This window comes from Nonomuraea sp. NPDC050556 (assembly GCF_044457355.1).
Classification (GTDB): domain Bacteria; phylum Actinomycetota; class Actinomycetes; order Streptosporangiales; family Streptosporangiaceae; genus Nonomuraea.
Genome location: NZ_JBITGU010000005.1, coordinates 528,693 through 542,329, shown reverse-complemented (window position 1 = coordinate 542,329; position 13,637 = coordinate 528,693). Strand labels below are relative to the sequence as shown.

Here is a 13,637-nt window from a genome sequence, read left to right as displayed (position 1 = left end):
CGCCGAGAGATTGGGACACCATGAGCCACCTGGTCGCCATCGCCTACCCCGACGTCGCCACCGCCAGCACGGTGCGGGATCGGCTGGCCGATCTGCAGAAGCAGAACCTCATCACGCTCGAGGACGCGGTCGTCGCCGAGCGCAAGGAGGACGGCAAGATCAAGCTCCACCAGGCGAACAGCACCACCGGCTTCGGCGCCGCGAGCGGGGCGTTGTGGGGCGGTCTGATCGGTCTGATCTTCTTCATGCCGTTGCTGGGCATGGCGTTGGGCGCCGGAGCGGGTGCCTTGGGCGGCTCAATGACCGACATCGGCGTGGACGACGACTTCATGAAACAACTCTCCGAGAACCTGGAGCCAGGGTCCGCCGCCCTGTTCCTCCTCGTGGCGAACAGCACGCCGGACAAGGTCATCCCCCAGGTGGCGCAGTACGGCGGGCACATCATCCAGACCTCCCTGAGCACCGAGCAGGAAGCCCACCTCCGCGAAGCCGTCCAAGCCGCCACCAAGAACTAACCCACCCACCCCGGCGATAGAAGCCCACCACCCGCCGCCCAGCCTTCAAGCGCCGGTGCGGCGAGGTGGTGTACGGCGGAGCCCGGCGCAACGTGTGCGGTGGGGGAGTTAGCTGATCGCGGCAAGGATGCGGTTGACGTCGGTGCGTTCAGCGGGAGGCAACGGGGCGCCGACGGACTCTCGCAATGCGGATGCCTCGGTGAGGAGTCGGCGGGCCTCCTCGTAAGAGCCTTCCAAGGCAGCCACCCCGGCGAGCCCCTCCTTGGCCAGCGCGATCGCGCGGGGATCGCCTATCTCCTCCGCCGCCGCAAGGCCCTCGAGGTGGCGGGTGCGGGCCACCGCCGCATCACCCCGCTGTTCGGCGACGAAGCCCAACTCCGCGAGGATCAACGTCACCCCGTAAAAAGGGATGCCGTAGTCGCGTTCCAGCGCCCGGTTCCAGCTCAGCGACTCCATGAACAAGGACTCCGCCGCAGCCAGATCCCCCGCCCGCCGCGCCACCAACCCCAGCCCCACCCGCGCGAACTCCTCCGCGAACCGGTTCGACTGCGAAGCCCCCAACCGCATCCCCCGCTCGTGAAACTCCCGAGACCCCGCCAGATCCCCATTGAGCAACGCAATACGCCCAAGGCTCGACAACCGGTAAGACACGTCGGTCCACAGCCGCAGATCCTCCGCCACCCGCAGGCCGTCCCGATGCAACCGCCCCGCCCGCGCGTAGTCGCCGTTGATCTCCGCCAGCCACCCAAGCTGGTCAGAAGCCTGCAACTGCCCCCACCGATCCCCAAGCTCAGTGAAGATCTCCAAGCTCAACGCCCCCGCACTCTCGGCAAGCGCGAAGTCCCCCTCGAACAACGCCTGCTTGGTACGGCAAGCCAGCGCCGCAGCCTCCCCCCACCGATCCCCCAGCGAACGGAACCCACCCAAAGCCGACTCCAGCAACCCCTTGGCCGCAGAAACGTCCCCGAAGTGCAGATGCGCCAACGCCAGAAACCACCGCGACCGCGCATCGAAAGGCGCGAAGTCGCTGTTCCCCGCCCCGGTGAGGATCCGGAACCCAGCCGCCCAAGCGTTCTGACCCCCCGACAACCACCGATAAGCCTCGGTATGCCGCCCGCGCAGGTACCAGTACCAGGCGAGCGCGTTGGCCAGCCGCGATGGATCCGCCATCCGGTCGAGCGCCGCCCGCAGGTTGAGCGTCTCCGCGTCGAGCCGGTCCAGCCACTCCCGCTGCGCCCTGCCGTACAGGAAGGGGACGGCCCGCTCGGCGAGCGCCGTGTAATAGGCGTCGCGCCGATCAAAGGCCGCAGGCGACGCGCTCTCCAGCGCATAAGCCGCAATGCTCTCCAACAGCCTGAACCGCGACGGATCTCCCTCCGCCACCACCATCGACCGGTTCACGAGCTGGATCAGCACCTCGACAGGAACGTCGACGGCCTCGGCGGTGCAACCTCCCGGGTGGGTGGCGAGTTCGCGCATGGCGTCACGCTGCTCGGGGGAGAGCTGCTCCCAGCTCCAGTCGATCACCGCCCGCAGCGTCCGCTGGCGCGGCGGCAGGCCCCGGCTCGCCCCCGCGAGCAGGTGGAACCGGTCGTCGAGGCGTTCCGCGACCCCGCGTACGCCGAGGGCGCGCACCCGGGCGGCGGCCAGCTCAAGGGCGAGCGGCAACCCGTCGAGCCTGCGGCAGATGGCGTCCACCCAGGGCGTGTTCCCGGCGTCCAGGGTGATCCCGGCGCGCGCGACGAAGAGCCGCACGGCGTCCGGCTGCACGAGCGGGTCGACGGGGTACACGGTCTCGCCGGGGATCGCGAGGGACTCCTGGCTGGTGGCCAGGATGCGCAGGCCGGGGGCGGCGCGCAGCAGGAGGCCGGCGAGTTCGGCGACGGGCTCCACGAGGTGCTCGCAGTTGTCCAGCACGAGCAGCAGCCGCTGGTCACGCAGCGCGTCGGCCAGCCGCCACGCCAGCCCCTCGACCGGCACGCCTGGCCGCGCCCCGAGCGCCGTCTCGTCGCGCACCCCCAACGTCGCCGCCACCACGTCGACGAGCTCCCCCGAGCCGACACCCGCGAGCTCCACCAGCCAGACGCCGTCAGGAAAAGGGAGGTCGGCGGAGGCCAGGGCCAGGCGGGTCTTGCCGACCCCGCCTGGACCGGTCAGCGTGACCAGCCGTGACGACTCCACCAGAGACCGTACGGACGACACCGCGGAATCCCGCCCGACCAGGTCCGTGAGCTGCGCGGGCAGGTTGGTGGCCGGACGCGCGGCCGAGGTGGCGGGCGCCGCGACGAGGACAAGCGACGGATCCTGCACCAGCATCGCCTGGTGCAGGGCGGCGAGCGCAGGTCCGGGATCCAGCCCCAGCTCCTCAGCCAGAGCCGTACGCAACCTGCCGTACCCGGCGAGCGCCTCGGTCTGGCGCCCGGACCGGTAGAGCGCCAGCAGATGCGCCCCCGCCAACCGCTCCCGCAGGGGATAGGACGCCACGAGCTCGCCCAGCTCGTCGGCCAGGCTGCTGTGCTCGCCCAGCGCCAGCCGTACCTCTGCCAGCTCCTCCACAGCCGTCAGCCGCTGCTCGTCCAGCCGGGCAGCAGTGGCGAGGGCGAACCCCCAGGAGGCGAAGTCCTCATAAGCGGGCCCACGCCAGAGCCCCAGCGCATCGGACAGCAACCCGGCCCGAACCCGCAGATCGACCGCGGAACGCGCCCGTTCGAGCAGAGCGGCGAAGCGCAGGGAGTCCACCGACGTGGTGTGCAGCAGGTACCCGGTCGGCTCGAAGGAGACCAGGTCGCGCCCGATGGCCCGCCGCAGCTGCGACACCTTGGTCTGCAGCGTGTTGCCCGGATTGCCGGGAAGCGCGTCCCCCCACAGGTCGTCAGCGAGCCGGTCGGCCGAGACCGGCGTGCCGAGGTGGATCAGCAGGTCCGCCAGCAGCGCGCGGACCTTCGCCTCGGGCACCTTGACCGGCAGACCGTCGTCCGTCCACACGCTGAGCGGCCCGAGAACTCCGAATTGCACCAGCTCACGGTACCCCCAGCGTTTCGTGCGCGCCCACCGGCACTGTTGCCCGCATGACAACGAACCGTGCAATCCACCTGGCGGCCCGTCCCGTCGGCGAGGCCGTGCTGACCGACTTCGAGCTGGTCGCCACCGAACTCCCCGACCTCCAGGACGGCCAGGTCCTCGTGCGCAACACCTGGATGTCCGTCGACCCGTACATGCGCGGCCGTATGGACGACGTCGAGTCCTACATGCCGGCCTTCGAGCTCGGCGCCCCCTTGGACGGCTCCGCGATCGGCGAGGTCGTGGCGTCGCGCGACCCGGAGATCCCGGTCGGCGCGACGGTCGTGCACTTCCTGGGGTGGCGCGAGTACGCCGTCACGGGCGAGGCGATCGTGGTCGACCCGAGCATCCCGTCCGAGCACTACCTGGGCGCGCTCGGCACCACCGGGCTGACCGCCTACATCGCGCTGACCGACACCGCCCCCGTCAAAGACGGAGACGTCGTCTTCGTCTCGGCGGCAGCGGGCGCGGTCGGCACGATCGCCGGGCAGCTCGCACGCAAGCTGGGCGCGTCCAAGGTGATCGGCTCGGCGGGTGGCCCGCTCAAGACCAAGCGGCTGGTCGAGGAGTTCGGCTACGACGCCGCCATCGACTACCGCGCCGGGTCCATCCGGGAGCAGCTGAAGCGGGCAGCCCCCGACGGCATCGACGTCTACCTCGACCACGTCGGCGGCGACCACCTGGTGGCCGCGATCGACGCGCTGCGCACCGGCGGCAGGATCGCCATGGTCGGCGCGATCAGCGCCTACAACGCCACCGAGCCCGTCCCCGGCCCCGCCAACCTGTTCGACCTGGCCGCCAAGAACGCCACCCTGCGCGGCATGCTGATCAACTTCTACCTGGACCGCTTCCCCGAGTGGATCGGCCAGGCGGCCGGATGGCTGGCGGACGGCTCGCTGCACACCGAGGTCACCGTCGAGGAAGGCATCCAGCGGGCGCCGCAGGCCTTCCTCGACATGATGCACGGAGGCAACGTCGGCAAGATGCTCGTCAGGCTGTGACCTCCCACACCAGGCGGAGCGCCCGGTCGGGATCCTCGACCGGGCCGGACTCCGTGTCGAAGACGAACGTGGAACGAGACCGGCCATAGGGTTCCCAGCCGGGGTCGCCGTCGGCGATGAAGTCCACCCACGCGCCGTGCATGATCTCGGTGATCGGGTTGTCGGCGGGCACCCGGAACAACCTGGACAACCCTTCGACCCCCCGCCCCCCGAACACGAAGATCAGGTCGAGCGCGTGCGGCGCGCCCATGCCCGTATCGGACAGCCGCCAGTCGAGCCGGTACATGTACGTCTCGCCCCGATGCGCCTCGGCCAGCCGGATCGCCGGGATCCACCACTCGGACGCGGTCATGGTGTGCCGGTGCACCCGCTCCTCGCTCAGCTCGGGCAGCAGCTCCCGATAGCGGGCGAGCGCCTTGTCGAAGGTGTCCTGCTGGACCACCATCGACCGCGACCCGCTGAACGACGTGGTGATCGCCGCGAACAGGTCTTGCTCGTCATGGTTGGTCCCGACCAGCAGGCGCACGTCGCCGGAGGCGCCGTCCGCGATCGCATCGATGGGCCGCCGCGGCAGCAGTTCCCCGTCCACGATCACCTGGTACGGCACGGCGATCGGCGAAGCGGCCGCCACCGCCGCCTGCGCGTCGAGCAGCCGTCGCAGCGGGATGTCGCGCAGCGAAGCGGGATCGGCGACCCCCAGCTCCGCCACCACGGAAGCCCCGAGCGCCGCCGCCTCGTCAGGGGTGTGCACGACCGTGCCCACCCCGGTGCCGCTCTGCACGATCGCCTGCTGGAACAGACCTGCGGCGGACGGCGTGGCCATGAGCGTGCCGACCGTCCTGCCGCCGTTCGACTCGCCAGCCAGGGTCACCCGCGAGGGGTCGCCGCCGAAGGACCCGATGTGGTCGCGCACCCACTGCAGCGCCGTGACCTGGTCCATCAGCGACAGGTTGCCCGGCGACACCCCGGGCACGTAGAGCAGCCCGAGCACGCCGAGCCGGTAGCCGACGACGACCACGACGATGCCGTGCTCGGCGAACAGGCTGCCGTCGTACTCGCCTGGGGAGCCGGTCACCCCGCCGCCGCCGTGGATCCACACCATGACGGGGTGCGGGCCCGGGGTTGATGGGGCGTAGACGTCGAGGTAGAGACAGTCCTCGTCGCCGCCGGGGCGGCCGGTCAGGAGGTCGAACTGGGGGGCGTGGGCGGAGATGCCGGTCGGCTCCAGGCTGCCTCGCCAGGGTCGTGGCGGGGCGAACCTCGCCGGGGCTTCTGCGTACGGGATGCCTTTGAAGACCTGAGCCACTCGTCCGAACCTACAGGCATTGTGGATTCCCCCGATGTAGTGGGTGGTGCCCGCTGCCTACCGTCGGGAGCGTGAAGCTCCGCATCCTCGGCGCGGTGGCCGCCGACGGGCTCGACCTCGGACCCAGGCGCCAGCGGGCGTTGCTGGCCCGCCTGGTGCTGGCCGAGGGCCGGGCCGTACCGGCCGACGTGCTGATCGACGACCTGTGGCAGGGCGATCCGCCCGCCAAGGCGCTGCTGTCCGTCCAGGCGCACGTGGCCAGGTTGCGCCGGGTGCTCGACCCCGAGCACCGGCCGCACCGCAAGTCACGCGTGCTGAGCTCCTCCGAGGAGGGTTTCCGGCTGTGCCTGCCGCGCGCGGACGTCGACGCGTGGCACTTCGCCGACCTCCTGAAGCCCGACCTCCTGAAGCCCGATCTGCTGAAGCCGGACCTGCTGAGGCCCGATCTGCTGGAGTCAGGGCGGGTCGACGAGGCGCTCGAGCTCTGGCAGGAGCCCGTGTGCGGCGAGTTCGCCGGCCGGCCGTGGGCCGTGGAGGGCGCGGAGCGGCTCCGCGCCCTCCACCGGATCGCCGTCGAGCGGCACCGCCTGGCGCTGCTGGAGTCAGGACGGCCCGCCGAGGCGCTGCGCGAGCTGGAGGCGGCCGTGGCTCGCGACCCGCTGCACGCGGACACGCGCCGCCTGTTCGCCCTCGCCCTGCACCGCGCGGGCCGTACGGTCGACGCGCTCGGCGTGCTGCGCAGCGCCCCCGCCCACGTGCCCGCCGTACGCAGGCTTGAGGCAGCCCTGCTCGACGGCGGGTTGGTATGCGCAGCTGAGGAGCCTGCGACGATACGGCTGCCGCCGCCCCGCGTGTACGGGAGCAGGCCCACGTTCGTCGGCCGCGAGCGCGAGCAGGAGGAGCTGCGCCGGGTGGCCGCCACGGCGGCCGCGACAGGGCGCGGCGCGCTGGTGCTGGTCGGCGGCGAGCCGTTGATCGGCAAGACGGCGCTGGTCGAACGGCTGGCGCAGTGGCTGACCGCCGAGGGCTGGGCGGTGGCCTGGGGCGACTGGGCTGAGCTGCCCGCGCAGCTCGCCGAGCAGTACGAGCAGGCCAGGAACGAGAGCTGGACGCCGCGGCAGGCCGTACGTGCGCTGCGCGAGCTGTCGCTGAGCAGGCCGCTCCTCGTCGTGCTGGAGGACCTGCACGAGGCGGACGAGGAGAGCGTGACGCTGCTCGTCGAGGCGGCGCGGGAGACGGCGCGGATGGTGATCGTCACGACCTACCGGAGCACCGAGCGCGGGGAGCGGATGGACGCGGCGCTGGCCAGGCTGGCGTTGCGCGAGCCGTACCGGATGGTTCTGGGCGGGCTGGCCGACGAGGCGATCGGGCTGCTGATCCAGCGGCCCATCGGCAGGGGGACGGTCGCGGGTGTGTCGCGCAGGACGGGCGGGCACCCGTTCTACGTCAGGGAGCTTGCCAGGATGATCACGGAGGAAGGGGAGGGGGCGGCCAGGCACGGCGTGCCAGAAGGGGTGCGCGACGCGTTGCGCCACCGCGTCTCCGGGCTGTCGCCCGAGGCCAGGCGGCTGCTCGACCGCGCGGCCGTGCTGGGCATCGAGCGCGCGGTCGACGAGCCGGGGGAGGCGATCGTCAGCGCGGCTGAGGAGCTGCTGGCCGCCGGGCTGATCGTGGAGGCCGCCGACGGGTCGATCGGCTTCGCCGTCCCCCTGGTCGGCGAGGCCCTGCTCGCGGGGCTCTCCGCGACCTGCCGGCGGCACATCGCGGTCAGGTGAGGTCGCCCAGCAGGTGGCCCACCTCGGACCGGTCGTTCACGCCGAGCTTGTCGTAGACCGCCTGCAGATGGTTGGCCGCTGTGCGCACCGACAGGGTGAGCCGGTCGGCGATCTGCCGGTTGGTCAGCCCGGCAGCGGCGAGCTGGACGATCTCCCGCTGGCGCGGGGTCAGGTCCGGCGCTGCCAGCTCGACCAGCGCCGGGGTCCGCACCCCAGGACACCGCTTGGCCAGCGCCCACGCCCTGGTCTGCGCGCCTCTGGCCAGCAGCGCCCGCCCCGTCCGCAGGTGGATCGCGCCCTCCTGCGCCGCCGCCTCGGCCGCGAACAGCACCAGGCCCAGCGACTCGAACCCGGCGGACACCGCGCGCAGCTCGCCCGCGTCGCCGCTCACCACGGCCGCCGCCTGCCTGGCGCACAGGGCGGCCAGCGGCCCGTCCATCCGAGCGGCGAGTACGGCCAGCCGCTCGGCCACCAGCCGCGCCGCCCCCAGCCTGACCACGTCGTGCAGCGCGAACACGAGGTAGCCGAGCAGGTTGCGCCGCTCCGCCGCCTCGGCAGCGGCCAGCGCCTCGTGCACCGCGGTGTCGAGGTCGCCCTCCGCCGCCGCGATCCACGCCTTGCTCTGCATCACCGGCTGGTAGGTGAACCCCCAGTGCGCGGTGAGGTCGGCCGCCTCCTCGACCGCCGCCCTGGCCGTCTTCAGGTCACCGAGCAGCGCGGCGGAGTGGGCCAGCTCGCCCAGGCAGCGCCCCAGATAGGGCGACCTGGCGCGCAGCCGTACGGTGTCCGCGCGGCACCAGCGCATCGCGTCCGCCGGGTCGCCGCGCAGCCTGCTGACCGCCGCCCGGTGCGCGCCGAAGCCGGAGGCCGAGGTGTCCCAGCCCTCGTGCTGACCGGCGAGCGCCACGCCTTCCTCGGCGGTTCTCGCCGCTGCCGCGAGGTCGCCGGCGAACAGGTGGGCGGTGCATCGGGCGTCCATCAGGACGGGCATCGCGTGATAGGCGAGGTCCTGCCAGTCCTCGGCGGTGGCCAGGGCCTCCGTGGTGACCGCCGTGGAGCGGTCGGTCCTGCCGGTGTGCGCGGTCAGCCAGGCCTCGCACGCCGCCGCGTGCGCCGCGCCCCTGACCGTCAGCGGTGCGATCGCCCGCACGGTGGCGAGCGTGGCGTCGCCCTGGTCCATCCGCCCGGCGTAGAAGTCCATGACGCCCCGGTAGATCAGCACCTCCTGCTTCCACTCCGGGTCGGTGAGCGTCGTGGCCGCCTCGTCGAGCACCGCCCACGCCTCGGCCAGCTCGTCCGACCACAGCAGGTTCACCGCCAGCGCCAGCGCGTGCTGTGCGCGCTCGCGCTCGGTGAGCTCCTGGGCGCGCTGCCTGCGCAGGATCGCCTGGGCCTCGCCGGTGTCGCCGATGATCGTGAGCACCTGGCCGAGGAACGCGACCGCCTCCACCCCGGCGCCCGCGTCGATGGCCGCCCTGGCCAGCCGCGCGGCGAGGCGCGGGTCGTGCCGCCCCCACGCCAGGTTCGCCGCGTGGAGCAGCAGCGACGGGTCGGCGGAGCTGCCGCTGTCGAGCCGCCAGATGGCGGCGCGCAACACGTCCTCGCGCCGCCGCAGCCCCGCCTCCTCCAGCGACTCGGCCAGGACGCGCAACATCCGGCGCGTGCGCAGCGAGCCGCACCCGGCGCGCACGACCTCGCCGTAGAGCGGGTGCGCCAGCCGCATCAGCCTGCGCCTGCTGTCGGCCACCGAGGTGATCAGCCCGCGGTCCTCGACGTGCTCGACGGCGGCCGGCGAGGCCATGGAGACCAGCAGCTCGGTGCCCACCGGCTCGCCGAACGCGACCAGCTCCAGCACCTCGCGCTCAGGCGGGTCGAGATGGCCGATCCGGTCGCCGACCAGCTCCCGCAGGCGCGGGGTCATCTCCAGCGTGCCGCGCCAGCGCCACCGCCCGCCGGACTCGGCCAGGCACCCGGTGGCCCGACCGGCCAGCACGATCTCGCGCAGGTAGAGGACGTTCCCCTCGCTGATCGCGGCCAGGTGGCGCACGGTCGCCGGCTCGACCTCCGATTGGAGCGCTCCAGCGAGGACCTCGCCGACCTCGTCGAGGGTCAGCGGCTCCAGCTCGATCCTGGTGACCAGCTCGTCCTTCCACAGCGCGGCGACCGGCTCGGGGTGATGCTCCCCATTGCGTACGGTCACCAGCAACCGGGCCAGCCCGTGCGCCGCGAGATGGTGCAGCAGCGCCGCGGACGCCGGATCCAGCCGGTGCGCGTCGTCCACGCTCACCAGCGGCTTGTTCCCGCCCAGATGCCGCGCCGCCCAGCGCAGCAGGTTCTCGCCGCCGGGCGGTGGGCCGGGCAGCACGTGGGCGAACGCGCCGAACGGGATGACGGCCGCGTTCTCCGTACCCGCCGCGCGTATGGCGTCGAGGCCCAGCGTGGCCTCGGCAGCCAGCCTGCTCTTACCTACCCCCGCCGCACCGGCGATCATCACGCTCGACCCGCTGCTGAGCCCCCGGCGCACCTGGGACAGGGGACCTCGGCGTCCGATGAACGGCCACCGGTAAACGAACTGTTCGCTCATCGGAGTCCTCCCTGGGGTGCTTTTCCCCGATCCTCCGCGCGAGTGTTCGCGGCAGGTTCAGGTTGGTTCCTCCTTCAGCCCTGCCGCTGCGAGCAGGAGCTCGACGATCTCCTCGGTGCCCGCGAACCTGACCGGCTCGCCGCCCACCTCTTCGACCAGCCCGCGGAGCTGGCCGCCGGACTGTTCCGGCTCCACCAGCCGTACGATGAGGGTCCTCATGCCCGCCACCTTCTCCTTTGCCGGTTCAGGTGAGGTTCAGGTGGGATAGGGCGCAGGCTCGACCTCGAGCTCGCGCATGCGCTCCGCGTAGAGGTGGTAGCGCCGCCTGGCGTCGCCCCTGCGTCCTGCCAGGTCGAGCACGCGGACCAGCCCGAGGTGGGCGCGCTCGTCGTAGCGGTCGCGTTCGAGCAGCCGCAGCCAGTAGCGCGCCGCCTCCTCCGGCCGCCCAGCCGCCGAGGCGGCCTCAGCCAGGCGCGCCGCTGCCTGCGTGTAGGCCAGCCTGGCCTCCTCGCGCAGCCCGACGGCCCAGTCGGCGTAGGGGTCCTCCTCGCAGAACTCCCCGGTGTAGGCGGCCTCCGCCTCCTTCCACCGCTCCAGCGCCCCTGCCGCGTCGCCCGCCTGGTCCAGTCGTACGGCTTCCGCCGCCAGGCCGAGGAAGCGCTCCACGTCGACGGTCAGCTCGTCGAGGTTGAGGCTCAGCGCGCCGTCGTCGGAGATCACCAGCTCGCGCTCATGCGCCGGGTCGAGGACGGCGCGCAGCGTGGAGACCATCACGTTGAGCCGCTTGAGCCCGACCGCCTCGTCCTCCTGCTCGGGCCAGAGGATCTCCACCAGGCGCTCGCGCCCGACCGCGCCGCCGCGGCGGCTGATGAGGATCTTGAGCAGGTCGCGCGCCTTGCGCGACTGCCACGCCGTACGCGGGACGGCCTGTGCGCCGCGCAGGACGCGGAACGTTCCGAGCGTCTCGACCACCACGCCCCCGGGCTGGGCGGGCGAGGTACGGCCGAGCAGCGCGTCGATGCGGTCGTCGAGCACCCGGCAGCCGATCGCGTGCATGCGGGCGCGCACCCGTCCGGCGAGCTCCGCGCCCGCCTCAGCGTCGCCGAGCGCGGCCCTGACCAGCTCGGCCCTGGCCAGCCCGATCGGGTCGCCCACCGAGGTCCAGCGGCGCACGGCCAGGTCGGCCAGCGCCTGGTCACGCTCCAGCTCGGCGCGGATCTCGGTGGCCGCGGCCAGGCTCGCGTGGTCGCGGCGGCCGACCGCCATCGGCTCCACCTCGTCCAGGATCGCCCTGGCCTCGCCGTCGCGCCCGTCGGCCAGCGCGATCCTGGCGCCGATGACCTTGGCGCGCACCGCCGCCATGCCGTCGTTGCGCTTGATGCCCTGCGCGGACAGGCGCGCCGCCTCTTCCGGATGGTCGGTGATGAGCAGCTCGGCGAGCTCGTTGAGCGCCGTGCCCATGCCCTGGGCGTCGCCGGTGCGCTCCGCGCCCTCGATGGCGCGCCGGTAGGTCGCCGCAGCGGCCCGCCGGTCGCCGCGCAGCCACTGGATGCGGGCCAGCCGGTTGAGCCCGTAGCCGAGCTGCGAGCCCAGCGCCTCCCACCGGTCGACCGCGTCGGCGGCGTCCACGGCCGCCTCCTCCAGGCGGCCAAGCCCGATCAGCGCCTTGGCCCTGTTGGTCACGGTGAGCGCGGCGTAGGGGGCGAAGGCCACCAGCTCGGACAGGCGGCTGGCGATCTCCAGCTCGGCCAGCGCCTCCAGGTAGGCGGCCTCGTCGATGTAGTGGGAGGCGCGGTTGGCCCTGATCCGGATGAGCTGCACGATGTCGCCCGCCCGCTCCGCGTATTCCAGCGCGCGCAGGTAGTGGGCGTCGTTGGCGCGCCGCTCCCCGTCGAAGGCCGAGATCATCGCGAACACGGTGTGGGCCGCTGCCATGGCCGCCGGGTCGCCCAGCGCCCTGGCCTGCTCCAGCGCCCGGTCCGCGAGCTCGGCGCACTCGGCCCTGCGGCCGCGCAGCCAGAGCACGGAGGCGGCCGAGGCGGCGCACATCGCGGCGTCGGCGGGCGGCGAGCCGTGGTGCATGCCCCGGGTGTAGACGGACAGGGCGCTGTCGAGGTCGCCGCGCAGGTGGTCGATCAGCCCGAGCCGCCTGGCCAGGAACGCGTCGAACGCCGGGCCGTCGGCCGCGCGGCCCAGCAGGGTCTTGGCGCGGTTCCAGTCGCCGCGGTTCTGCTCGGCGATGCCCGCGAGGCGCAACATCTGGGGCGACTCGCGGACGCCCTCCGGCAGGAGCTCGATCGCGGCCAGCAGGTCGTCGCCGCGCTCTGCCAGCTTGGGCCCGTGCGCGGCCAGGAGCTGGCCGACCAGGTCGGCGTGCTCGGCGGCGACGGCCGCCCGCATCGCGTGCTCGGGGCGCTCGTGCTCGACGTACCAGCGGGCGGCCACCGCAGCCACGTCCTGGGCCGCGTGGTCGTCGAGGCGCGCGTGCTTGGCCAGCACGTGGGCCGCTGTCGCGGTCAGCCGGTGACCGTCCTGGTCGGCCTCCAGGAACAGGCCGCGCGTGGTCAGCGACGACAGCGTGTCCGGCGGGGCGTCGAGCGCCCTGGCCAGGCCCTCGGTGAGCACCGGCAGGACCGTCGCGGCGCGCAGCAGCTCGCGCATCGCCGGCGTCAGGTCCTCGTAGGCGTCCAGGGTGAGCCGGTCGAGCATGCCCGAGGTGACCGCCATGGTCTGCGCCTTGACCGGCCACAGCGCGGGGTCGGTGCGGGCGAGCGTGTCGAGCGCCGCCTGCACGGCGGCCGGCCAGCCGCCGCAGGCCCGGTGGAGCGCGGCGGCGACCGCCGAGCCGCCTGGACCGAGCCGCTCGATCGTCCACTCGGCGCTCTCCTGCGGGGTGAGCGCCAGGTCGGTGGCGTCGAGGTCGAGCACCTCGTGGTCCTGGCGCAGCCGGGCGGTGGCGAACGGCAGCGGCCCGCGCGAGGCGGTGACGACGTGCAGGTGCCGTGGCGCCGCCCTGATCAGCGTCTCCACGAACCTGACCGGCCCGGGAGCCCCCGCGATGACGTCGACGCCGTCGAAGACCAGCGCGAACGAACGGCCGAGCCGCTGCGACAGCGCCTCGGTCAGCGCCCCGGCCAGCGCGGCGGCGCGGGACAGCTCGTCTGCCTCCACGTCAGGCCCGCGCGGGCTGTCAGCCGCGATCACCAGCTCGGCCGGCAGCCCGGGGACCCGGTCGGCGAGCGCGGACGCGACGGCGCCGGCGAGGTAGGGGAGGTGGCGGTCGGCGGGGCCCAGCCGGTGCAGCACGCCGCCCACGGCGTCCGTCCAGCCTTCGAGCACGATGGACTTGCCGTAGCCCGTGGCCGCGACCAGGGTGGTCAATCTGTGGGTAAGTGC

General features: G+C 73.1%; 8 protein-coding genes. 3 read left to right on the top strand and 5 right to left on the bottom strand.

From position 1 onward, the window contains the following. Positions 1-20: 20 nt before the first annotated feature. Positions 21-515 carry a DUF1269 domain-containing protein gene (locus ACIBG8_RS44930; protein WP_397349400.1) on the top strand — a complete coding sequence of 165 codons (495 nt, stop codon included), beginning with the start codon at positions 21-23 and terminating at the stop codon, positions 513-515. 108 nt (positions 516-623) lie between these two features. On the opposite strand, the gene ACIBG8_RS44925 is transcribed toward ACIBG8_RS44930, so the two are convergent. After that, on the bottom strand, positions 624-3,530 hold the full coding sequence (locus tag ACIBG8_RS44925) for a BTAD domain-containing putative transcriptional regulator (protein WP_397349399.1): 2,907 nt from the start codon (positions 3,528-3,530) through the stop codon (positions 624-626). Between the two features lie 53 nt (positions 3,531-3,583). Between ACIBG8_RS44925 and ACIBG8_RS44920 the strand changes: the two genes are divergently transcribed. Beyond that, positions 3,584-4,576, top strand: a complete 993-nt coding sequence (locus ACIBG8_RS44920; RefSeq protein WP_397349398.1) for an NADP-dependent oxidoreductase — start codon at positions 3,584-3,586, stop codon at positions 4,574-4,576. Here ACIBG8_RS44920 and ACIBG8_RS44915 read toward each other — a convergent pair. Further along, positions 4,566-5,909 carry a carboxylesterase/lipase family protein gene (locus tag ACIBG8_RS44915; RefSeq protein ID WP_397349741.1) on the bottom strand — a complete coding sequence of 448 codons (1,344 nt, stop codon included), beginning with the start codon at positions 5,907-5,909 and terminating at the stop codon, positions 4,566-4,568. The genes ACIBG8_RS44920 and ACIBG8_RS44915 overlap by 11 nt on opposite strands. Before the next feature lie 44 nt (positions 5,910-5,953). Here ACIBG8_RS44915 and ACIBG8_RS44910 point away from each other — a divergent pair, with 44 nt between their 5' ends. After that, positions 5,954-7,657 carry an AAA family ATPase gene (locus ACIBG8_RS44910; RefSeq protein WP_397349397.1) on the top strand — a complete coding sequence of 568 codons (1,704 nt, stop codon included), beginning with the start codon at positions 5,954-5,956 and terminating at the stop codon, positions 7,655-7,657. On the opposite strand, the gene ACIBG8_RS44905 is transcribed toward ACIBG8_RS44910, so the two are convergent. Genes ACIBG8_RS44905 through ACIBG8_RS44895 form a run of 3 tightly spaced genes read right to left on the bottom strand, consistent with a single transcriptional unit; the run spans position 7,650 to position 13,622 of the window. Beyond that, positions 7,650-10,241, bottom strand: a complete 2,592-nt coding sequence (locus ACIBG8_RS44905; protein ID WP_397349396.1) for a LuxR C-terminal-related transcriptional regulator — start codon at positions 10,239-10,241, stop codon at positions 7,650-7,652. The two genes, ACIBG8_RS44910 and ACIBG8_RS44905, sit on opposite strands and share 8 nt — an antisense overlap. A gap of 57 nt (positions 10,242-10,298) precedes the next feature. Beyond that, positions 10,299-10,460, bottom strand: coding sequence for a hypothetical protein (locus tag ACIBG8_RS44900; protein WP_397349395.1), 162 nt, complete (start codon positions 10,458-10,460; stop codon positions 10,299-10,301). 36 nt (positions 10,461-10,496) lie between these two features. Continuing rightward, complete coding sequence (locus tag ACIBG8_RS44895) at positions 10,497-13,622, bottom strand: BTAD domain-containing putative transcriptional regulator (RefSeq protein ID WP_397349394.1); 3,126 nt, start codon at positions 13,620-13,622, stop codon at positions 10,497-10,499. Positions 13,623-13,637: the final 15 nt, after the last annotated feature.